At 69.7% G+C, this 21,667-nt stretch carries 17 protein-coding genes; 5 read left to right on the top strand and 12 right to left on the bottom strand.

The annotated features are described in order from the left end of the window. Window positions 1-171 precede the first annotated feature (171 nt). Complete coding sequence (locus ACVCMG_RS09375; protein ID WP_395121002.1) at window positions 172-357, top strand: hypothetical protein; 186 nt, start codon at window positions 172-174, stop codon at window positions 355-357. A gap of 87 nt (window positions 358-444) precedes the next feature. Here the strand turns inward: ACVCMG_RS09375 and pepN are convergent, their stop codons facing one another. Continuing rightward, a complete protein-coding gene (gene pepN, locus ACVCMG_RS09370; protein ID WP_447113950.1) occupies window positions 445-3,096 on the bottom strand; it encodes an aminopeptidase N in 2,652 nt (883 codons plus the stop codon). 67 nt (window positions 3,097-3,163) lie between these two features. Here pepN and ACVCMG_RS09365 point away from each other — a divergent pair, with 67 nt between their 5' ends. Further along, window positions 3,164-4,180 (top strand): aldose epimerase family protein, encoded by a 1,017-nt coding sequence (locus tag ACVCMG_RS09365; RefSeq protein WP_447113949.1) that lies wholly within the window; start codon window positions 3,164-3,166, stop codon window positions 4,178-4,180. After that, window positions 4,177-5,145, top strand: a complete 969-nt coding sequence (locus tag ACVCMG_RS09360) for a pyridoxal-phosphate dependent enzyme (RefSeq protein WP_447113948.1) — start codon at window positions 4,177-4,179, stop codon at window positions 5,143-5,145. Before ACVCMG_RS09365 ends, ACVCMG_RS09360 begins: the two co-directional genes overlap by 4 nt. Before the next feature lie 78 nt (window positions 5,146-5,223). Here the strand turns inward: ACVCMG_RS09360 and ACVCMG_RS09355 are convergent, their stop codons facing one another. Then, the gene (locus ACVCMG_RS09355; RefSeq protein ID WP_447097518.1) at window positions 5,224-6,069 is read right to left on the bottom strand and encodes a DMT family transporter; all 846 of its coding nucleotides are present in this window, start codon (window positions 6,067-6,069) and stop codon (window positions 5,224-5,226) included. A gap of 121 nt (window positions 6,070-6,190) precedes the next feature. Here ACVCMG_RS09355 and ACVCMG_RS09350 point away from each other — a divergent pair, with 121 nt between their 5' ends. Then, complete coding sequence (locus ACVCMG_RS09350) at window positions 6,191-6,781, top strand: DNA-3-methyladenine glycosylase I (RefSeq protein ID WP_447113947.1); 591 nt, start codon at window positions 6,191-6,193, stop codon at window positions 6,779-6,781. Here ACVCMG_RS09350 and ACVCMG_RS09345 read toward each other — a convergent pair whose 3' ends face one another. The 7 genes from ACVCMG_RS09345 to ACVCMG_RS09315 all read right to left on the bottom strand — a co-directional run bounded on the left by ACVCMG_RS09345 (window position 6,782) and on the right by ACVCMG_RS09315 (window position 14,863). Continuing rightward, window positions 6,782-7,804, bottom strand: coding sequence for a hypothetical protein (locus tag ACVCMG_RS09345; protein WP_447113946.1), 1,023 nt, complete (start codon window positions 7,802-7,804; stop codon window positions 6,782-6,784). A 131-nt stretch (window positions 7,805-7,935) separates the two neighbouring features. Further along, complete coding sequence (gene bioC, locus ACVCMG_RS09340; RefSeq protein WP_447113945.1) at window positions 7,936-8,826, bottom strand: malonyl-ACP O-methyltransferase BioC; 891 nt, start codon at window positions 8,824-8,826, stop codon at window positions 7,936-7,938. Beyond that, a complete protein-coding gene (gene bioH / locus ACVCMG_RS09335; RefSeq protein ID WP_447113944.1) occupies window positions 8,819-9,619 on the bottom strand; it encodes a pimeloyl-ACP methyl ester esterase BioH in 801 nt (266 codons plus the stop codon). The genes bioC and bioH overlap by 8 nt, the downstream gene beginning before the upstream one ends. Continuing rightward, entirely contained in the window at window positions 9,616-10,362 is a 747-nt protein-coding gene (locus ACVCMG_RS09330) for a sulfurtransferase (RefSeq protein WP_447097512.1), read from the bottom strand. The genes bioH and ACVCMG_RS09330 overlap by 4 nt, the downstream gene beginning before the upstream one ends. A 28-nt stretch (window positions 10,363-10,390) precedes the next feature. Next, entirely contained in the window at window positions 10,391-11,584 is a 1,194-nt protein-coding gene (gene bioF, locus ACVCMG_RS09325) for an 8-amino-7-oxononanoate synthase (protein WP_447113943.1), read from the bottom strand. A 157-nt stretch (window positions 11,585-11,741) separates the two neighbouring features. Next, window positions 11,742-12,776 carry a biotin synthase BioB gene (bioB, locus tag ACVCMG_RS09320; protein ID WP_447113942.1) on the bottom strand — a complete coding sequence of 345 codons (1,035 nt, stop codon included), beginning with the start codon at window positions 12,774-12,776 and terminating at the stop codon, window positions 11,742-11,744. A 104-nt stretch (window positions 12,777-12,880) separates the two neighbouring features. Next, window positions 12,881-14,863, bottom strand: a complete 1,983-nt coding sequence (locus ACVCMG_RS09315) for a multicopper oxidase domain-containing protein (RefSeq protein WP_447097509.1) — start codon at window positions 14,861-14,863, stop codon at window positions 12,881-12,883. A gap of 140 nt (window positions 14,864-15,003) precedes the next feature. Here ACVCMG_RS09315 and ACVCMG_RS09310 point away from each other — a divergent pair, with 140 nt between their 5' ends. Then, window positions 15,004-15,723 carry a ComF family protein gene (locus tag ACVCMG_RS09310; protein ID WP_447101143.1) on the top strand — a complete coding sequence of 240 codons (720 nt, stop codon included), beginning with the start codon at window positions 15,004-15,006 and terminating at the stop codon, window positions 15,721-15,723. 75 nt (window positions 15,724-15,798) lie between these two features. Here the strand turns inward: ACVCMG_RS09310 and ubiA are convergent, their stop codons facing one another. The 3 genes from ubiA to ACVCMG_RS09295 form a co-directional block, all read right to left on the bottom strand. Continuing rightward, the gene (ubiA, locus tag ACVCMG_RS09305) at window positions 15,799-16,692 is read right to left on the bottom strand and encodes a 4-hydroxybenzoate octaprenyltransferase (RefSeq protein WP_447101517.1); all 894 of its coding nucleotides are present in this window, start codon (window positions 16,690-16,692) and stop codon (window positions 15,799-15,801) included. A 193-nt stretch (window positions 16,693-16,885) separates the two neighbouring features. Then, on the bottom strand, window positions 16,886-18,274 hold the full coding sequence (locus ACVCMG_RS09300) for a M28 family metallopeptidase (protein ID WP_447113941.1): 1,389 nt from the start codon (window positions 18,272-18,274) through the stop codon (window positions 16,886-16,888). Between the two features lie 158 nt (window positions 18,275-18,432). Continuing rightward, entirely contained in the window at window positions 18,433-20,967 is a 2,535-nt protein-coding gene (locus ACVCMG_RS09295; RefSeq protein WP_447113940.1) for a pre-peptidase C-terminal domain-containing protein, read from the bottom strand. Window positions 20,968-21,667 lie beyond the last annotated feature (700 nt).

Genomic DNA, 21,667 nt, shown 5'->3' with positions numbered 1-21,667 from the left:
CGTGAACGAAGGGTGACTGAAAGGGGACTTTATGCCGGCTCGCGGCAACAGCTGACGCGGGACGTCAGTGTCGCGGCAGACGCGGCAGGTTGGCTGTGACGGGAATCACACATTGGCACGGGTGATGCTTGTTCATCACTACCCACCCATTGACCCATTCAGGAATTCGCCATGGACATGAACTTCGATTTCCAGCCCGTCTATCCGCATCACGACCTGCTGGTCGAGATCGGCGAGGTGGAGATGGCGATGGATCACCTGAGCGAGTTCGACAACGACGTGCGCGACGACATGCAGCCGGACCTGGAATCGCGCATGCAGAGCCTGCTCGAGGCGCTGGACCACCTGGCCGTCTGAAATGCCGGCTGCCGCCGCGCGGCGTCGATGCCGTGCGCGCCAGGCAGCCGAAGCGATCGGCCGCTGCCCGCATGCGTCGCGCGGATTTCAGTGGTTCAGCACGTTGCCGATGATTTCGCCCAGGTTGCGTGACAGGCCGGCGCTGCCGGCCAGCTCCGCAATCGCCGTCCGCGCCAGCGCACGGCGCCCCGGTTCCAGCCGCTGCCATCCGTTGAACGCCGTGGCCAGGCGCGCCGCCACCTGCGGGTTGAGCGCGTCCAGCGTACCCAGCCGCTCGGTCAGGAACCGATAGCCGGCGCCGTCGGCGCGATGGAATCCGCTGGGGTTGCCGCGCACGAACGAGCCCAGCAGCGACTGCACCCGGTTCGGGTTGTGCAGGGTGAACGCCGGGTCCTTTTCCAGTCGCATCACGCGCGGCAGCGCCGCGTTGCCGGGCAACTGCGCCTGCACCGCAAACCACTTGTCCAGCGCCAGTGCATTGCCGGCATGGCGCTCGCGATAGTCCGCCAGCGCCTGTTCGCCCGCAGCGGACTGGCCGCGCACCAGCACCGCGAGCGCGGCGAGGCGGTCGGTCATGCCCGGCGCGTCGTGGTACTGCGCCGCGGCCAATGGCTGCACGCGTTCGCTGGCGCAGGCCTCCAGCAACTCCAGCAGGCGGCGGCTGAGTCGACGGCTGGCCTGGCTGGCGGCATCCAGCGCGGTCGAGCGGCGTGCGGCCAGCGTGCGATAGCGCTGCTCCAGCGCGTCGGCGCCGAGCCGTTCGGCCAGCCTGCGTTGCAAGGCCTGGCGCAGCTGGTGGATGCGCTCGGGATCGACCGCGCCTTCGCGTTCGGCCAGTTCGATCTCGCCCGGCGGGGTGAGCAGGTCGGCCAGCAGGGCATCGTCCATGTTGCCGTCGGCGAACAGGCGGGCCAGCGCATCACCCCAGGCCTGCAACGAGGTGTCGGTGCCGCCGTCGCGCAGGTTCTCGTAGGCGCGTGCGGCCAGCAGCTGGCCCGCTTCCCAGCGGTTGAAACCATCCGGGTCGTGCGCCAGCAGCAGCGCCAGTTCGGCCGGGGTGTAGTCGCATTCCAGGATCACCGGGGCCGAAAAGCCGCGCAGCAGGGATGGCACCGGCGGCGCGTCCACGCCGGTGAACACCAGTGCCTGCTCGGCCTGTTCCAGCACCACCACGCGTTCATTGCCGGCGTCGTTCGCCTCGCCGGCCAGTTGCAGCGGCAGCATGCGGCCGTCGCTCGTGAACAGGGCCAGCTTCACCGGAATCGGCAGCGGCGCGCGGGCCGACTGGCCGGCGACGGCCGCCGCGTGCTGGCCGAGAGTCAACGTGTACTCGCGGCGTGCAGCGTCGTGCTGGCCGTGCGCGCGCAGCCGCGGCGTGCCGCTCTGGCCGTACCAGGCCAGGTACGCCATCAGATCGACGCCGTTGGCTTCGCCCAGCGCGCCGAGGAAATCCTCCAGCGTGGCGGCGCGACCGTCGTTGCGTTCGAAATACAGGTCCATGCCGCGGCGGAAACCATCCGCGCCGAGCCGCCCGGCCAGCATGCGCACCAGCTCGGCGCCTTTCTCGTACACCGTGGCCGTGTAGAAGTTGTTGATCTCGCTGTACTGCGCCGGGCGCACCGGATGGGCCAGCGGGCCGGCGTCCTCGGGGAACTGCGCGCGGCGCAGCAGGGCGACGTCCTCGATGCGCTTGAGCGGCGCGGAATTCATGTCGGCCGAAAAGCTCTGCTCGCGGAACACCGTGAGGCCTTCCTTCAGGCTGAGCTGGAACCAGTCGCGGCAGGTGACGCGGTTGCCGCTCCAGTTGTGGAAGTACTCGTGTGCGACGACCGCCTCGACGTGACGGTACTCGTCGTCGGTGGTGGAGTCCGGATCGGCCAGCAGGTATTTCGCATTGAAGATGTTGAGGCCCTTGTTCTCCATCGCGCCCATGTTGAAATCGTGGGTGGCGACGACGTGGAACACGTCGAGGTCGTAGTTGCGCCCGTAGCGCTGCTCGTCCCAGCGCATGGCGCGTTCCAGTGCGTCCAGCGCATAGCCGCAACGGTCGATCGCGTCGGCCTCGGCCCAGATCTTCAGCTGCACGGCGCGGCCGTCGGCGGTGCGATAGTCGCGCCCGATGCTTTCCAGGTGGCCGGCGACCAACGCGAACAGGTAGCTCGGTTTCGGGTGCGGATCGACGAATCGCGCCCAGTGCCGGCCGTCCTCCAGCTCGCCGGCGCCGGCCGGATTGCCGCCGGCCAGCAGCACCGGGAAACGGGTGCGGTCGGCACGCAGGGTCACGGTGTAGGTCGACAGCACGTCGGGGCGGTCGGGGAAGAAGGTGATGTGGCGAAAGCCCTCGGCCTCGCACTGCGTGAGCAGGAAGCCGCTCTCGCGCGGGCCGGACAGGTACAGGCCCTCCAGTGCGGTGTTGGCGGCCGGGTGCACGCGGACACGGGTTTCCAGCACGCTGCCGTCGTGCGCGCCGTCGATTTCCAGCACGCTGCCGTCGTAGCGGTACGCCTCGGTATCCAGCTGGCGACCATCGAGCGCGATCGACACCAGTTGCAGGTTCTCGCCATCCAGCCGCAGCGGCAGGGGTTGCGCCGGATCGCGGCGCAGGTGCAGGCGTGCGGCGATTTCGCTGGCGTCGATGCCGAGCTCGACCTCCAGTTCGATCGACTCGACGCGCCAGGCGGGCGGCTGGTAATCGCGCAGCCGGATCACCGGACCGGCTTGCTGGGGAAGTGCGTGCATGAGCGGAACAACGTGGGTGGGGGATGGATCAGGCTAACATGGGCAAGTTCAACCGCAGGAGAATCCGGTGACTGCTTCCGGCTCGACCCGCTACGGCGTGGAGCGTTCCTGGCTGGGCCCGCAGCCCGTCGTGGCGTTGCACGATCACGCGGGAAACCGCCACGTGCGCGTGGCCTTGCATGGCGCCGCCCTGCTCGGTTTCGAGGTGCCTTTCGGCGACGGCCTGCACGACCTGGCCGACGGCTACCACGATGCCGACGAGGTGCAGCGCCGCCCGGGCTCGCGCTTCGCGATCATGGTGCCCTTCGCCGGTCGCGTCGCCGATGCGCGCTACCGCTTCGACGGCGTGGCGCAGGATCTCGATCCCGGCGTGACCGGCAGCGAACGGGCCAGCCGTCACGGCTTCGTGCGCGATGCGTTGTTCGAGATCGAGCAACTGGCCGCCACCGATACCGCCGCCAGCGTGCGGTTGACCACCGCGGCGATTCGTCCGCGCCCGGGCTACCCGCACGCGATCGACCTGGCGGTCGAGTTCACCCTGGATGATGCCGGGCTCGGCCTGGACGCGTGCATGAAGAACGTCGGCGACACTCTCGCCCCGTGCTTCTTCGGCTGGCATCCGTACTTCCGGCTGCCTGGCGGTGGCCTGGTCGACGACTGGCCGCTGCAGATTCCCGCGCAGACGCTGATCCGCACCGGCGCCGACCTGATCGCACTGCCCGGCGCCGCCGCCTACGTCGCGCTCGACGATGCGCCGGCGCTGGATTTCCGCGAGCCACGGCAGATCGGCGACAGCATCCTCGACCAGGGCTACACCGATCTCGAAGCCGATGCCGACGGCCGCATCCGCACCCGCCTGGGCGATCCATCGCACGGCTTCGCGCTCGCGCTGTGGCAGGAGCGCGGCGTGATGCACGCGTTCACCGCCGACACGGTGGCGCGCGACGTGCGCCGCGCGGTCGCGCTGGAGCCGATGGAGTGCATGGCCGATGCGTTCAACCGGCCCGAGTGCGCCGACGCGATCGCGCTGGCACCCGGCGCCACGCGCCATTTCCGTTGCGGCATCGAGGTCGTCGGCGCATGAGCCATTCCATCGAAGAGCTTCCCGAGCTGGCGCAGGTTCGCGCCGCGGCCACGCGCATCGCGCCGCATGCGCGGGTGACGCCGGTGATGTGCAGCCCGGCGCTGGATGCGCTGAGCGGCGCCAGACTCTATTTCAAGTGCGAGCACCTGCAGCGCGGCGGTGCGTTCAAGTTCCGCGGTGCCTGCAACGCGGTGTGGTCGCTGGATGAGGAGCAGGCCGCGCGCGGCGTGGTCACCCATTCCTCCGGCAACCACGGCAACGCGCTGGCGCTGGCCGCGGCCACCCGCGGCATCGCCGCCCACGTGGTGGTGCCCGAGGGCGCGGTGCGCGCCAAGCTCGCGGCGATCGAACGCGCCGGTGCCACCCTGCACCGCTGCGCGCCGACCCAGGCGGCGCGCGAGGCGATGTGCGAGGAGGTGCGCCGCGCCACGGGCGCGGAGCTGGTGCATCCCTATGCCGACAGCCGGGTCATCGCCGGACAGGGGACGGTCGCGCTGGAGCTGTTGCAGCAGATTCCCGAACTGGATGCGTTGATCACCCCGGTCGGCGGCGGCGGGCTGGCCAGCGGCGTGGCGATCGCCGCGCACGGCATCGACCCGGCACTGGCGCTGTTCGGCGCCGAGCCGCTCGGCGCCGACGACGCGGCGCAGTCGATGGCGCACGGCGAGCGCGTCACCACGGTGGTGCCGGACACGGTCTGCGACGGCCTGCGCGCGCTGGTCGGCGAGCGCAACCTCGACGCGTTGCGCGCACACCATGTCGAGATCATCACCGTCAGCGACGCCGAGACGATCGCGGCGATGCAACTGCTGTGGTCTGAACTGAAGCAGGTGGTGGAAGTCTCCAGCGCCACCGTGCTGGCGGCGATCCTGCAGCAACCGGCGCACTTCGCCGGTCGCCGCGTCGGCGTGGTCATCACCGGCGGCAACGTCGACCTGCAGGCCTTGCCGTGGAGCTGGAAGTGAGTGGAGAGGAGCGAGAAGTGAGAGAGAGCGGCAGGATCGCCGCGCCCTGCTGTTCTCTCACTTCTCACTCCTCTTCACTCACTCCTGAGCCTTGCGCCCCAGCCCGCTGACCGCGAGCAGGCCCAGCAGCACGAACGCGATGCCGGTGGCTTCCAGTGACGACGGCTGCTCGTGCAACAGCCACCAGGCCAGCAGCACGCTGAGCACGGGCACGCCGAGGCTGGACACGCTGGCCACCGTAGTCGGCAGCCGCTGCAACACGATCGACCACAGCCACCAGGCCGCCGCCGACGCCAGTACCGCGCTGTAGGCGAGACCGCCGATGAAGGCCCAGTTCCACACCAGCGGTCGCTGCGGCATCACCAGCGCAAGCAACCCCAGCACCACGCCGCCAGCCAGCATCTGCCAGGCAGTGAGGCTGAGCACGTCCGGCGCGTGGCGCTGGAACAGGCGCTTGCTGAGCACGGTGCCGGTGGCCCAGGCGAGTCCACCGAGAATGGCCAGCACGGTGCTCGCGGCGCTGCCCATCGGCCGCCAGGGTTCGATGATGCACAGCAGGCCGATGGCCGCCAGCGCCAGGCCGAGCCAGTGCCGCGGCGTTGGCCGGTCGCCCAGCAGCAGCCACGCCAGCAGCACTGCCCAGAACGGCATGGTGTAGGCGAGCAGGGCCACGTGGCCGGCACCGCCGTCGAGCAGCGCCCACTGCTCCAGGCCCTGGAAAGCGGCGGTCTGGCACAGTCCGATCAGGATCGTCGGGCCCAGCGGCGGCGGCCGCAGCGAGCGTCCCGACAGCAGCAAGGCCACGAACAGCACCCCCGCGCCAAGCAGGTAGCGCAGCGCGGCGAAATCGAACGGGCCGGCCCAGGCCAGCACCTGTTTCATCACGATCCAGCTGTAGGCCCACAGCACGATGGTGACGAGCATGGCCAGCACGGCGCCGCGCTGGGGTGACGGGGAAGGCGGCATCGACATGGGGCCAAAAGAGGGGCGACAAGTGTAATGGCCTCCGTTACGGTTGGCGGATCGACAGCCACATGAAGTCGCCATGAGCAAACGCGCCGAACCCACCCGCTGCCACTGGGCCGCCGCCGACGACGCGCTGATGTGCGCCTACCACGACACCGAGTGGGGCGTGCCGCTGCACGACGACCGCGGCCTGTTCGAGTTTCTCTGCCTGGAAGGAGCCCAGGCCGGCCTGTCCTGGCGCACCGTGCTGGCCAAGCGCGCGCATTACCGCAAGCTGTTCCACGATTTCGAGATTCCCCGCGTCGCCGCGATGAGCGACCGCGAACTGGAGAAGGTGCTGCTCGACCCGGGCATCATCCGCAATCGCCTGAAGGTGTACTCGACCCGCGACAACGCGCGCGCCGCGCAGGAGGCGATCGCGGAGTTCGGCAGTCTGGACGGCTATCTGTGGTCCTTCGTCGATGGCCGCACCGTCGTCAACCGCTGGCGCGAACCTGCCGAGGTGCCGGCCAGCACGCCGCTGTCCGACCACATGAGCAAGGCGCTGAAGAGGCGCGGCTTCCGCTTCGTCGGCAGCACCATCTGCTACTCGCTGATGCAGGCCACCGGGATGATCGACGATCACCTGGTGGGCTGCTTCCGGCACAAAGCCGGCGGCGCCGCGCGCTGATCAGTCCGACAGCGCCAGCACGCAGTCGTCGGCGCCGTAGCTGCGGCAGCACACGGCGAAGATCGACAGCTCGCGGCCGTCCAGCACCGGCGCCAGCAGACCCTCCAGAAAACCGCTGAAGAAGATGCAGCCGGAGTGGCCGGCTTCCCCGCACAGCGGACTGTGGCGAATGTGCAGTTGGCTGCCTTCCTGCTCCACCTCGACCAGCGCGCGCAAGGCCGGTACGCCAAGCTGTGCGATCGCCTGGTCCAGGTTCAGCCGTCCACCCGGATTCGGCTCGCGCTGGCCGACCCACGCGCCGATGCGCCGGCCAGCCAGTGCCAGCGAGGGTTCGCGCGCCGCTTCGGCCACCGCGCGGTCCAGCTCCTGCAGCCGCGGCATGATGCGCGGATAATCGGTGGCCAGTCTCGCGAGCAGCTTGTCGATGGCTGCCTGGTCTGGTTCGAGCGGGACCAGCTCCACGAACGGAGCCTCCGTCACCACCGCGGGTGCGGGCGGCGCCGGAGCCGGTGGCGATGGCGGCAGCATGAATTCGGGATCGGGCTCCGCTGTCGGCCGGTTTGCGGCGATGGCAGGTGCGCGCGCCGACGGCGGCGTGACCAGCCTGACCGGCGCCACCTCGTCGAAGGCGGCCAGCGCCGGTTCGGTGGCGACCACCGGCTGCACCGGCAGCGTGGGCGTGGCGGTGGTCGGGGTCGGGGTCGGTGCCGGCGGCGCTTCCGGCCGCGGTGGCGGAACGTACGCCGACGGCGCGCGCGAGGCGGCGAAGTGCGCGCGTTCCTCGCCCTCGGTGACCGGTTCCAGTTCGAAACTGATGATGCGCTCGTGGGCATCCAGCGCCGCCGCCAGCGCGCGCTTTTTTCGCGGCGGCCCGCGCACCACCATGGTCAGCAGGATGCCGTGCGGGTCCTGGACCAGTCGCTGCCGCTGCAGGCTGAAACCGCTGGCCAGCACCAGCCGGCCCACTTCCATCAACAGGCCCTCGCGTCGTTCCGACAAGGCCTGGATTTCCAGCTCGATCATCAGGCCCCCCTGTATGCGTTGCTGGTCCACCGAGTTGTGGCCGATACCATGATCGCATCCGGCGCGAAAAAGCGTGCGCTGGTTGTTGAATCCGCGAAGTCAGCGCTGCATCGGCGCCCTCGGGGCATGTTTCATGCTTCGTCTTTCTGACGCCGCGAGCCGCGCAGCTTGTCGATCGAGAAGCTGGCGATCTCCATGCCGCCCACGCGTCGCGGCTGTCCCGTCGGCGGACCCCATGCATGCGCGCTGACCACCTCCCAGGTGGCCGGGATGCGGCCGTCCACGCGCATCGTTTCGTAGGCGGCCAGCATGCGCCGGTAGCGCGACTTGCCGGTCAGTCCGCGCTCGCGCTGGCGGTCGGCATTGGTGGCGCCCAGGCCTTGCAGCTCTTCCAGCAACTTGCGCGGCTCGCTGTAGGTCAGGGTGTAGCGGAACACGTCCAGCACCGGGTCGCGCAGGCCGGCGGCGAGCATCGCGTCGCCCACGTCGTGCATGTCCAGGAAGCGGCTCACGTGGGCGCGCTCATCCGCCGCGGCCCAGGCGGCGCGCAGCTCCATCAGGGTGTCGGGACCGAAGCTGGAGAACGCCATCAGCCCGCCGGGCTTGAGTACGCGCATGCATTCGCCGAACAGCGCCGGCAGGTCGTCGATCCACTGGAAGCAGAGGTTCGAATGCAGCACGTCCACGCTGTGGTCGGCCAGCGGCAGCGCGCGGGCCTCGGCGCACACGCGGTCGAACGGCCTGCGCCAGCTGCTGTGCTGCCTGGCCGCGCGCAGCATCGGCAGCGCCAGGTCGATGGCGATCACCTCGGCTTTCGGATAGCGCCGCTTGAGCAGGGCCGTGCCGCGGCCGGTGCCGGCGCCGATGTCGACGACCCGCTGCGGGGTGTCGAGATAGAACGACAGCCGCTCCAGCAGGTGGGTCTGCACCTCGCGCTGCAGTGCGTCGTGCCGTTCGTAGGTGCCGGCCGCCGCGCCGAAGTTGCGGCGCACCTGGCGCTGGTCGAGCTGGAAATCACTCATGGAGGAGACTCGTGGTGGCGCGGCGATCAAGCCGGGCGAACAGGGGCTGCAGGGCTTCGACCACCGCGCCGGCGTGGCCGAAGAACGGCGCGTGGCCGGCCTGCGCGATCTCGTGGCTGTCGCCGCCGCACTGGCTGGCCGACCAGGCCATCGCCTGCGGCGGCACCAGCCGGTCGCGGCGCCCGGCGATCCAGGCGCTGGGTACCGCCAGGTCGGGCAGGGCGGCGCGGCGGTCGCTGTCGTGCAGGATGCGGATGCCCTCCTGCAGCACGCGCGCGTCCGGTTCGCCGCGGGCGAACACCAGCTCGCGCAGATGGCGCAGCTCGCCGCGCGGGTCGGCGCTGCCCATCGCCTCCAGCGCCAGGAAGCGCTCGATGGTGGCGTGGTAATCGGTTTCCAGGTCACTGGCCAGTTGCTGCACCAGCGCCGGATCGCTGCCGTGCGGCCAGCCGGCGTCGCGCACGAATTTCGGTGTGGCGCACAGCATCGCCAGGCCATGCGCCTGATGCGGCAGGTCCAGCGCCGCGGTCAGCGCGATCAGCCCGCCCAGCGACCAGCCGAGCCAGAGCGCCGGCGGCGTGGCGGCGGCGATCGCGGCGGCGCAGGCGTGCGGTTCCAGCGGCAGGCCGCAGTCGCGCGAACGGCCGTGGCCGGGCAGGTCGACCACGTACATCGTGCACTGCGCTTGCAGCGCCTCGACCAGCGGCGCCAGCACGCCGCCGTGCATTGCCCAGCCGTGCAGCAGCACCAGCGGCAGCGGGCCGTGGCCGGCTTTCTCGATGAACAGGCTCATGCGCCCGCCTCCTGCGGAAGCGGAAGCAAATCGGCGCCCACGGCGCCGCGTCCGTCGAACACGAAGCAGCCGCCCTGCCAGTGCGCGCCGTCGGTGAGTTCCAGGTATTTCAGGATGCCGCCTTCGAGCTGGTGCACGTGTTCGATGCCCAGTTCCTGCATGTAGATCGCGGCCTTCTCGCAGCGGATGCCGCCGGTGCAGTACGGCACCACGGTCTTGCCGGCGTAGCGTGTGCGGTCGGCGGCGAGCGCGGCGGGGAAGTCGGTGAAGCGGGCGATGCGATAGTCCACTGCCTGCGCAAAAGCGCCGGCGTCGGTCTCGTAGTCGTTGCGGGTGTCGAGCATCACCACCTCGCGGCCGGCGTCGTCGCGACCCTGGTCCAGCCAGCGCTTGAGCGTTGTCGCATCCACGCCGGGCGCGCGGCCCTCGGCGGGGCGCAGCGCGGGCAGGCGCAGGGTGATGATCTCGCGCTTGAGCCGCACGCGCAGGCGGCCGAAGGGCACGGTGTCGGACAACGATTGCTTCGCTTCCAGCGCGGCAAAGCGCGCGTCCTCGCGCAGCCAGGCCATGAAGGCGTCGGTGGCCGCGCGGGTGCCGGCGAGAAACAGGTTGATGCCCTCGTGTGCCAGCAGCACGGTGCCCTTGAGCGCCAGCGTCTCGGCGCGTTCGCGCACGCGCTCGCGCAGCGCGGACAGGTCGTCCAGCGCGACGAAGCGGTAGGCGGCGATATTGACGACGTTCATGGGGGAAAAGGCACAAGACAACGCGTCATTATACGGGGCCGCTCGCGCGCGGTTCCTGCGGCAGATCAGCCAGCGCGTCGAGCAGCCGGTCCACCTGGGCCTCTTCGTGCGCCGCGGACAAGGTGATGCGCAGCCGCGCCTGGCCAGCGGGCACGGTCGGCGGGCGGATCGCGACGACCAGCAGGCCGCGCCGTTCCAGCGCCTGCGCAGCCTGCAAGGCCGCCCGGGCGTCGCCCAGCCGCAACGGCTGGATCGCGCTCGCCGAGTCCATCAGCGGCAGGCCGAGCTGCGCGGCGCCGGCGCGGAAACGGGCGATCAGCGCGGCAAGCTTGTGGCGCCGCCAGGTTTCGCTCTGTGCCAGCCGCACTGCTTCCAGCGCGGCTCCGGCCAGCGCCGGCGGCATCGCGGTGGTGTAGATGTACGGCCGCGCGAACTGGATCAGCCCCTCGATCAGCGCCGCCGGGCCGGCCACGAACGCGCCGCTGCAGCCGAGTGCCTTGCCCAGCGTGGCCATCAGCAGCGGCACCTCGTGCTGGTCCAGCTTCGCCGCGCTGAGGCTGCCGGCGCCGTCGTCGCCGAGCACGCCCAGGCCGTGCGCGTCGTCGACCATCAGGGTGGCGTGCTCGCGGGAGCACTGCTGCGCCAGCGCGCGCAGCGGTGCGACGTCGCCGTCCATGCTGAACACGCCGTCGGTGGCCAGCAGCGCGGCCGCTTCGGGGCTGGCCGCCAGCTGGCGCGCGGCGGCGGCCACGTCGGCATGCTGATAGCGCTTCAGTTCCGCGCCGCTGAGCTTCGCGCCATCGAGCAGGCAGGCATGGTTGAGCTTGTCCTGCACACACACGTCGCCGCGCGAGAGCAGCGCCTGCAGCACGCCGAGGTTGGCCATGTAGCCGGTGGAGAACAGCAGCGCGCGCTCGCGCCCGGTCCATGCGGCCAGCGCTTCTTCCAGTTGCGCGTGCGTGCGGCGGTGGCCGCAGATCAGATGTGCCGAGGTGCTGCCGACGCCTTGTTCGCCCGCCGCGCGGGCGAGCGCGGCAACCAGTGACGGGTGCTGCGCCAGGCCGAGGTAATCGTTGCTGCAGAACGAGAGCAGGCGCCGGCCGCCACTGTTCAGCCACGGGCCGTCGGCGTGCTCGATCACGTGCAGGCGGCGGCGCAGATTGGCGCGTTCGCGTTCGGCCGTCTGGACGGCCAGTCGCTGGAGGAGGTCGGGGCGGGGCATGGCTCAGTGCACTGCGCAGGGCGAGGAGCACCCCCTCCCGATCTCGCCCTGCGATGCAGGGGGGGGAGGCAAACGTGTGCCGCACGCCTTGCTCCCTCCCCTGCTTGCCCCAAAGGGACTTCCTGCGGCCGCAGGGGAGGGCCGGGGTGGGGCGCTGCTATGCCGCCGCACTGCAGCCGCAGCCGTGCCCGCAGCTGGCGTTCTCGCCGATGTCCGCATGCACGGTCCCCGCATTCTCGACCACCTCCATCGGATGCAGGTCGAGCCGGCGGAACAGCGCGCGGTCGGCCTCCACGTCGGGGTTGCCGGTGGTCAGCAGTTTCTCGCCGTAGAAGATCGAGCCGGCGCCGGCGAAGAAGCACAGTGCCTGCACCGCATCGTCCATCTGCTGGCGGCCGGCGGACAGGCGCACGATCGACAGCGGCATCAGGATGCGCGCCACCGCGATCGTGCGCACGAACTCGAACGGGTCCAGCGGTTCGGCGTTGGCCAGCGGCGTGCCCGGCACCGGCACCAGCTGGTTGATCGGCACCGAGTGCGGGTGCTCGGGCAGGTTGGCCAGTGCCTGCAGCAGGCCGGCGCGCTGCTCGCGCGTCTCGCCCATGCCGACGATGCCGCCGCAGCAGGTTTTCAGGCCGGCGTCGCGTACCTGTTCCAGCGTGGTGAGGCGATCCTGGTATTCGCGGGTGTGGATGATCTCGCCGTAGAACTCCGGCGCGGTGTCGATGTTGTGGTTGTAGTAGTCCAGGCCGGCGTCCTTGAGCTGCTGCGCGTGGCCGTCGCCGAGCAGGCCCAGGGTGGCGCAGGTTTCCAGGCCCAGGTCCTTCACCGCGCGCACGATCGCGGCGACCTTGGGGATGTCGCGGTCCTTCGGCCCGCGCCACGCCGCGCCCATGCAGAAGCGGCTGGCGCCGGCGTCGCGGGCGGCCCTGGCGCGCGCCAGCACCTCGTCGACCTCAAGCAGTTTTTGCGGCAGCACGCCGGTGTCGTAACGCTGCGCCTGCGGGCAGTACGCGCAGTCCTCGGGACAACCGCCGGTCTTGATCGACAGCAGGGTCGACACCTGCACCGCGTTCGGATCGTGGTGTTCGCGATGCACGCCATGCGCGCGATGCAGCAGGTCGTTGAACGGCAGCGCGAACAGCGCGGCGACCTCGTCGCGGCTCCAGTCGTGGCGGATGGCAGCGGGCATGGCGGGCTCCTGGGTCAGAGGCCGCGCAGTGTGGGCGGCGTACGCCGCTTCGTCAACCTGGGTACCTGTGTTTCAGGTTGACGAAGCGGCGGGTGCCCGCGTTGCTACTTGCTGCCGTCGCGCACGGCCTTTACCTGCTCCGCGGTCACCGGCTTGGCCTGGTTGCCCCAGGAGGTGCGCTCGTGGTTGGCGATGTCGGCGATGTCCGCGTCGTTGAGGGTGGCGGCGAACGGCGGCATCGCGCTGGGGTAGCTGACGCCGTCGATGGCCACGCCCTGCAGGCCGTGCAGCATCACGTCCAGATGCTTGGTGGGGTCGGCATCCAGCACCGCCGGGTTGCCCTTGAGCGGCGGGAACGCACCGGGCAGGCCCAGCCCCGTGGGCTGGTGGCAGGCGGCGCAGTAGGTCGCGTAGAGCTGCGCGCCGTGCGCGGGATCGAACGTGTACGGGCCGGTGGCGGCCGGTGGCGGCGCGGCGTTCGCATCCACCGGTGCCTTGGTGATCTGCGGCTTGGCCAGCGCCTCGCCTGGCGTGGCGATCTCCAGGATGCCCTGCGCGCCGAGCACGGCGTGCGCCATCGAGTGATCCACGAACGGATAGTGGCCCGCCTCGTCCAGGGTGAGGTCGAACACTGCGCCCTCGCCCGGCCCCACCGAGTAGGTGGAGACACCGTCGATGGCCTGCGCCGGATTGCCGCCGGGATAGACCTTGTCGAAGATCGCGCCGATCACGTGGAACGCGCTCCACAGGTTCGGACCGGCGTTCACCACATACAGGCGAACCAGGTCGCCCGGTTTGGCGGTCAGTGGATGCTGTGCGTACTGGAACGCGGCGCCGTTGAACACGACTTCATCCGGGCGGATCTGCTGCATCTTCTCGTAGCTGCCCGCCATCAGCGTGCCGGAGACCTGCTGGGTGTACCACTCGCCCTGCACCAGCACGTAGCTCTCGGCCGCCGGCGGCAGCGGCTCGGCCGGGTCGACGATGATCGCGCCGTACATGCCGTTGCCGATGTGCAGCAGCACCGGCGGCGTGCCGCAGTGATAGAGGAAGGCGCCGGGCACCTTGGCCACGAACGAGAACTTGATCGACTCGCCCGGCATGATGTCCACGTAGTGCAGACTCGGTGGCGTGATCGCCGAGTGGAAGTCGATCGAGTGCTGCATGGTGCCCCGGTTGGTGAGGGTGACGTTCACCGTCTGCCCCTGGCGCACGTGGATCACCGGGCCGGGCACGGTCTTGCCGAAGGTCCAGGCCTGGTACTGCACGCCGCTGGCGATCTCCACCGTGTCGTCGCTGGAGGTGATGTTCACCTCCACGCTGTCGCCCGGTTGCAGCGGCGGCAGGCGCGCGTCGCGGGCCTGCTTGATCGGCTGGTTGGAGGCCAGCGACAGCGGCGTCACCGCGGCGGCGGCGGCGGCGGGGCTGGCGCTGCGCACGTTCAATGCGCTGTGCAGGCCGGCCAGCAGCAGCGCTACCAGCAGCAGCACGCCGGCCAGAGCCGGTCCCTGCACGCGCCACGACACCGGCCGCACCTGTTCCAGCGGAACCCGCGTGTTCCATTCGGAGAACCGCCGCCAGCGCGGCCAGCGGCTCTCGATCAGGTAGTCCAGGCTGTACGGGCTGGGGCCGGCGCGCAGGTTGATCACGATCAACGCGGCAAAGATCAGCACGAAGCTGATCGCCGCGCCGATGTTGTTGGCGCCCACCGAATACGGCCCGCCGAAACCCTCGGCCGTGCTCCAGATCAGCAGGCTGAACAGGATGCCGACGACGTAGGTGATCTTGCGCGCGAAACCCAGCAGCAGGGCCAGCGCCAGCAGCGTCTCGGCGATCCGCGTGGCCCACACGAACAAGCCCGCGTGCGGCGTGACCACCGCGATCCACATGTCGAACCACCACGCCGACCACGCCGGCTGGCCGGTGGCGGCATTGTGCAAGTAGCCGACGTAGTGGTCGGCGAAGCCGTCGGTCCAGGTCAGCGCGGCGCTCACCGCCCAGATCACGCCGAAGGCCACCCGCAGCGCGGTGCCGGCGATCGCGGGCCAGGTCGATGGAGCAGGGTGGTCGTCGTGGATCGAGCTCATGCGAATCTCCAGGTCTTCGATGGGCGAAGTGCAGGCGTGGCAGGGCGCGCCACGGTTGGTGATCGAGTGTAGACCGCAGGTGCACTGCGCGCGACCCGCGGTTGCCGCTACCATCGGTCGAGGCGGGGACGGGGGAGACCATGCACAAGACCAGTCTGCTGCAATCCTGGCCAGCGCTGCAGCGATGGCTGCTGCCGCTGCGCTGTCTGTTGTGCGGCGCGCCGGGCCACGGCGGCATGGACCTGTGCGCGGATTGCGCCGCCGAGATGCCGCGCAACCGCAACTGCTGCGCGCGCTGCGCCTTGCCGCTGGCGACCGCGGCGACGTTGTGCGGCGAATGCCAGCAGCACGCGCCGCCATGGGACGCGGCATGGGCGCCGTTCCGCTACGGCTGGCCGCTGGACCGGCTGGAATCGCGCTTCAAGTTCGGCCGCGACCTCGCCGCCGGCCGCGTGTTGTCCGGCCTGTGGCAGAACGAGCCACGGGTGATCGAGCGGCCTTCGCTGCTGATTACCGTACCGCTGCATCGCAGCCGGCTGCGCCAGCGCGGCTACAACCAGGCGCTGGAGCTGGCCCGGCCGCTGGCGCGTGCGCTGGGGGTGCCGCTGCGCCACGACGTGCTGCAGCGCTCGCGGCGCACCGAGGCGCAAACCGAGCTGGACGCGGTCGACCGTCGCCGCAACGTGCGCGACGCGTTCGTGCTGTGTCCCGGGCTGGCGCCGCCTGCGCACGTGGCGATCCTCGACGACGTGATGACCACCGGCGCCACGCTGGCCGAATGTGCCGGCGTGCTCAAGCGCGTCGGCGTGCCGCGGGTGGATGTCTGGGCGCTGGCGCGCGCGCCCTTGAGGCGGGAGTGAGTGGAGAGGAGTGAGAAGTGAGAGAAAGCATCGTCTCGCCACGCTCACTTCTCACTCCTCTCCACTCACTCCTCGCTATTTCACCGCCAGCGCCAACACGATGCCCACCCACAAGGTCAGGCCCAGCCAGTTGTTGTGGCGAAAGGCGGCCAGGCAGGCGTCGCGCCCGCGCTTGCGGATCAGCCACAGCTGGTAGCCGAACAGGCCGACGACGGCGAGCAGGGCCAGCCAGTACGGCCAGCCCAGGCCGGCACGCTGGCCGACGAACAGCAGGGCCAGCAGCAGGGTACCCATCAGCATGCCGAGGATCGGCACATCGGCATCGCCGAACAGGATCGCGGTGGATTTCACGCCGACCTTGAGGTCGTCGTCGCGGTCGACCATCGCGTACTCGGTGTCGTAGATCACCGACCACAGGATGTTGCCGAGGAACAGCAGCCAGCCCAGCGGCGGCACCGTGTGCGTCACTGCGGCGAACGCCATCGGGATCGACCAGCCGAACGCCGCGCCCAGCACCACCTGCGGCAGGTAGGTCCAGCGCTTGGTGAACGGGTAGATCGCCGCCAGCACGGCACCGGCGAAGGCCAGCTTGATCGTCAGCGCATTGGTGAACAGCACCAGCACGAAGGCGACCGCCAGCAGCACGGCGAACACCACCAGCGCCTCGCGCGGCGTCACCCGCCCGGCGGCGATCGGTCGCCCGGCCGTGCGCGCCACCTGCGGGTCGAGCTTGCGGTCGGCGTAGTCGTTGATCGCGCAGCCGGCCGCGCGCATCGCGAACACGCCCAGGGTGAAGATGATCAGCGGCTTCCACGGCGGGAAATCGCCGGCGGCCAGCCACAGCGCCCACCAGGTCGGCCACAGCAGCAGCAACGCGCCGATCGGCCGATCCATGCGGGTCAGCACCAGGTAGTCGCGTGCCTTTTCGCGGTGGCGTGCCGGCAGTTTCCGCAGCAGCCAGTCGAGCACGCGGGTGGCGCGGGTGGAGCTGTCCGCGGGGCGCGAGACGGCGGGCCTGGCGGCGGTCTTGGTTGCCGCCGGTCGCGCGCGCGGTCGCGCGACCGGCGCGGGTGCGCCGGTCTTGCGGGGCTTGCGTTTGCGCGGAGGCGTGGCCATCGCCCGGAAGTTTAGCGTGCGTCGCGCGGGCGCAGCGCCAAGCCCGTCACTTGGCGGACGGCTCCGGCGCGGGCGAGCGTTCGAAGCTGCCGGCGAAGCCGGGGAACACCACCGGGCTTTCGTAGCCGTCGGCCGAGACGGCCGACACCCCGAAGAACCAGTCGTCGATCACCACGTCGGCCAGCACGGCCTGGTCGACATCGCCGACCGCGCGCACGTACTGCCATTGCGACGCGGTGGTGTCGCGCCAGTGCACGCGGTAACCGGCGGCGCCGGGCACCTTGTGCCAGCTCACCGTGGTGTCGGTGGCCAGCGCGCCCTTGATCTCGACCTGCGTCGGCGGCGCCGGCGCGCGGCTCAGGCTGGCCATGGTGATGGCGTTGAGCGCGGTGACCCGTGCCAGGTAGCGGAAGTCGACGCCGTCGATGCTGTCGCCGTAATCGACGCCGCCTTCCTTGCGCAGGTCCTGGTGCTGGCGGGTGTAGTTCTCGTGCGCCTCGCTGACCCGCACGGCCGGATAGCCGGCCTGCAGGAACGGCACCTGGTCGCCGCCGCGGCCGAAGCGGTCGGTGCGGTAGATCATGCGCACGTCGAAATCGGGCAGGTACTGATCGGCAAGGCGGTCGATGTAGCGCGCCAGGTTGCGGGAGGGCGAATCCACCTCGCCGCCGTGGTAGCGGCGGTAGTCGGCCTGAGCCTGGCTTTCGTTGGTCTTGGTGCCCTCGGAGAACACCCGCACGGTGGTGTTGCCGATCACGCCGTTCTGGCCGTGGCTGTTGCCGACGATGTCGTTGTTGAGCTCGGCCTCCACCTTCCAGTCGTGCGCCACCGCGTAGTCGGCCAGCACCTTGCCGCCGTACAGGCCCTGCTCCTCGCCGGACAGCGCGGCGAACACCAGGGTGGCGCGGTTGTCCTGCCTGGACAGCAGCCGCGCGGCCTCGATCAGCGCCGCCACGCCGGAGGCGTCGTCGTTGGCGCCGGGGGCGTCGCTGGTGGTGTCCATCACGTCGGTGACGCGCGAGTCGAGGTGGCCGGTGATCACGATGACGCGCTGCGGGTCCGTGCTGCCGCGCTTGATCGCCACCACGTCCATCACCTCGGTCGGCGTGGGTGCGCGCTTGCCGGTGAACATCTGCGAGGGCGTGACGACCTCGATGCAGCCGCCGCAGTCCTTCGAGATCGCCTCGAAGCGCGACTTCACCCAGCGTCTCGCGGCACCGATGCCGCGGGTGTCGGACTTGGTGTCGGACAGGGTGTGGCGGGTGCCGAAGCCGACCAGGCGGGTGATCGTCATGCGCAGTTCGACCTGGCTCGGGGCATCGGCCAGCGCGTGCAGCGATGGTTGTTCGCGCGGCACCGCCGGCAGGCTGGTTGCCGCGACAGCGGGTACGCAGGCCATTGCGAACAGGGCACACGGCAGGATCAGGCGGCGCATCGGCGGGTTCCTCGGCGGGGAAAACTCCGACCATACAACCTCTGCGCCGATGCGCGCCGCAAAAAAAAGGCCCGTCCGTTGCCGGGCGGGCCCGAAGCGTCATCCGGTGCTTCCGTTGTGCGCTGCGCGTCCCTGCGCAACGGGTTGCCGTCGACCGCTTACGGCGTGTAGCTGCCGGTCAGCGTGACGCCGCTGTAGCTGCGGTAGGCGCGCACCATGATGTAGTAGGTGCCCGGGGTCGGTGCCGACGCAGTGCAGCTCTCGCTGTTGCCCGAAATGTAGGGGCGGCAGTCGTAGCTGCTGGTAGTCGGCGTGGAACCGAGCTTGACGTACAGGTCGGCGTCGCCGGTGCCGCCGGCGATCTTGATGTTGAGGTTGCTGGCCCCGCTCGGCACGACCATCGTGTAGTACACGGCGTTGCCCGTGCTCGCGCTGAGACCGGATACCGGCACGCCGTTCTGCAGCACGTTGCCGCCACCGCCACCGCCGCTGCTGGTGCTCCAGGTCGCCTTGACGCTGACGCCGGAGAACGCGGTGTAGCCGTTCAGCATGACGTAGTAGGTGCCGGCCTGCGGCGAGGCCACGGTGCAGCTCTCGTTGTTGCCGGTGATGTACGGACGGCAGTCGTAGCTGGACAGGGTCGGGGCGGAGCCGAACTTCGTGTACAGGTCCGCGTCGCCGGTGCCGCCGGACTCGGAGATCACCAGGTTGCTGGCGCCGGCCGGGATCACCACGGTGTAGAACAGCTGGGCACCCTGGGCGCCGGACTGGCCGGTGAGCGCCACGCCGTTCTGCAACTGGTTGCCGCCACCGCCGCTGGAGCTGACCGTCACCGATTGCGTCTTGGTGTTGGTCGCGCCGTCGTTGTCGGTCACCGTCAGCGACACGCTGTAGGTGCCGGCCGCCGCATAGGTGTGGCTGGGATTGGTCGCGGTGGAGGTGGCGCCGTCGCCGAAGTTCCACGAGCGCGAGGCGATCGAGCCGTCGCTGTCGGTGGAGCTGTCGGTGAAGTTCACGGTCAGGCCGCTGATCGAATCGCTGAAGTTGGCGACCGGCGGCACGTTGGCCGGCGGCGAACTGCCGCCGATGTCGCTGGCCGCGCCGCTGATGATCAGTTCGCCGCGACCGGTGGCCAGGTCATAGCCGGCGCTCGCCGTCTCGCCGCCGTTGTTGCCCGAGGTGATGTCGTGGAAGTCCGACGCGGGCAGCTGGTACAGCAGCGGCGCGGCAAAACCGACGCCGGAGCCCTTGATCGCGATGATCCGCGCCCACGCGCCGGCAAACAGCGGTGCCGACAGGCTGGTGCCGCCGTACTGCTGGGTAGCGCCGCTGACGATGATCTTCGCGCCCGAGTTCGGGTCGGCATCGTAGGCGATGTCCGGCAGGCCGCGCGTGCTGCCCGGGGCCACGCCGTTCTGCCAGCTCGGCTGCGGCTCGAAGGTGCTGGAGCTGCCGCCGCCGCTGGTCCACACGGTGGCGCTGTTCCAGGTGGTGGTCGACGCATTCAGCGTGGTGCCGCCCACCGCCACCACGTATTGCGAGGCGGCCGGCCAGCTCGGCGTGACGCCGCCGTCGCCGCACTCGTCGGCGCCGGAGTCGCCGGTGGAGATCGAGAAGGTCTGCCCCTGCGCCACGGCCTGCTGGAAGATCTGGTCCTGCGCCGCGGCCGAGCCGTCGCTCTGCGCGCTGGTTTCGCACTCACCCAGCGAGACGTTGATGATCTTGGTCGCGTTGGCATTGACGATGGTGTTGAAGTCCGCCGTCAGGTTGCTGTTGGACAGCGTGGGGATGTTGTAGAAGATCAGGCTGCCGACATGGCCGCCGGCCATGCCGACGATGTCCTGGCTGTCCAGGCTCCACTCGCCCAGGCCGCTGGTGTCGCTGCTGGTGCCGTTGGTGTTGACCGTCTGCGTGGTCACCGTCGGCAGGCCGTTCTGCGAGGTGAACGTGTTGAGGTCGGTAATCGTCTGGGTGATCTTGCCCTGGGTGACGATGCCCACCGGCACGCCGGCCGCCGTGGTCACGCCGCTGCCGCCGTAGATCGAGGCGAACTCGACCGGGTTGTGGCCGGTCACTGCCTGCGTGGTGTAACCCGATTGCATCGGCTTGGCGAAGGTGTGCGCCTGGTGCACGCTCTGCAGGCCGATCACCGACAGCACCACGTCCTGCAGCGAGGCAGGGATGTGCACGTCGTCGTTGTGCATGTACGCCATGCGGCCATCCTTGGTGCGCACCTGGGCAAACGTGGTCTTGAACGCGGCACCGGCGGTATCGGCGCGGCCATCGGCCGACACCAGCATCCGGTTTGGCGAGATCTGCACGTTGGTGAAGCCGGCTGCGCGCAGCCAGGCCGCCACCCTGTTCGCCTGCGTGGCGGTGGGCGAATAGCTGGTGACGAACTGCGGCGTCGTCATCGAGCGCTGCACCATCGACAGCGGCGAGCTCTTGGCGGTGGCGATGAAGCTGTGCAGCTGGGCCGGGTTGCGCAGTTTCAGCGCCACCTCGATGTGCATCGGCTGTGCGCTGGACAGCGCGCCGCTGACCACGTCGCCCTGACGCAGCACGGTGGCGTGCTGGTTCAGCGCGACGAAAGTGGTGCCGCTGGTGATGCTGGCTGGCGTGGCGCCCAGCGCACCGGCTGCCGCGAAACTGATCGCGGCGGCCAGCAACTTGAGACGATGATGACTTGGCATGGTGACTCCCGAAGTTTTTTGAGGCAAAGCGCTGCCCTGAGACTGCCCGCGCCTCATTGGTTGATTTGCCGCGCGTGCACGGCATCCGTGATTTTTTGAAGCGGACCGACGATCCCGTACCCGCTTCGGTCGGCCCTCCCCTGGTGAGTCCTTGAGGGCCAGCTGCGGGCATGTCGCATGCCATTGACTGCAGGCCATGCGTCATTGCATGGCTGCTTGACAGGATCATTCGCCAAACTCCCCGTTGGCGAACCGCACGACGGTATGGCGCTGCGATTAATCCGGTCAATAGGACTTTTTCCGGCTCGCAGTGATTTTCGTCACAACGGTTCGAGCGTCATCGGGCGGTCCCGGATGGCGTAATTATTTGCGGTATGTTGCGCTGCGTCCGCTTGCTCGGTAGCCCGGCTGAAACGGCGCCATGAAAGGCATGGGCGGTAGCGCTGGTGATGAAGGATTCCATCAGGCAAGGTCTCCCTTCCTGGATTATTCAGCGATTTCACGTGGCCCGCGAACATAATCGCATTGTCGAATGAAATTGCGTTTTCCGCAGCGCCGCGCGGCGAAAGAACTTGCCGAATGGAGTGTTGCCGGGAAGTGCGCCCTGCGCCCCCGAACAGCATGCCGCGGTCAGTTTCGATTCAGACTGCACCGACGCGCCGGCATGCGTCGTTTGGTGACGCGTGCGACCATGGCCGGA

Source organism: Rhodanobacter sp. UC4451_H18 (assembly GCF_052978225.1).
This window is presented reverse-complemented; position numbering and strand designations above follow the sequence as displayed.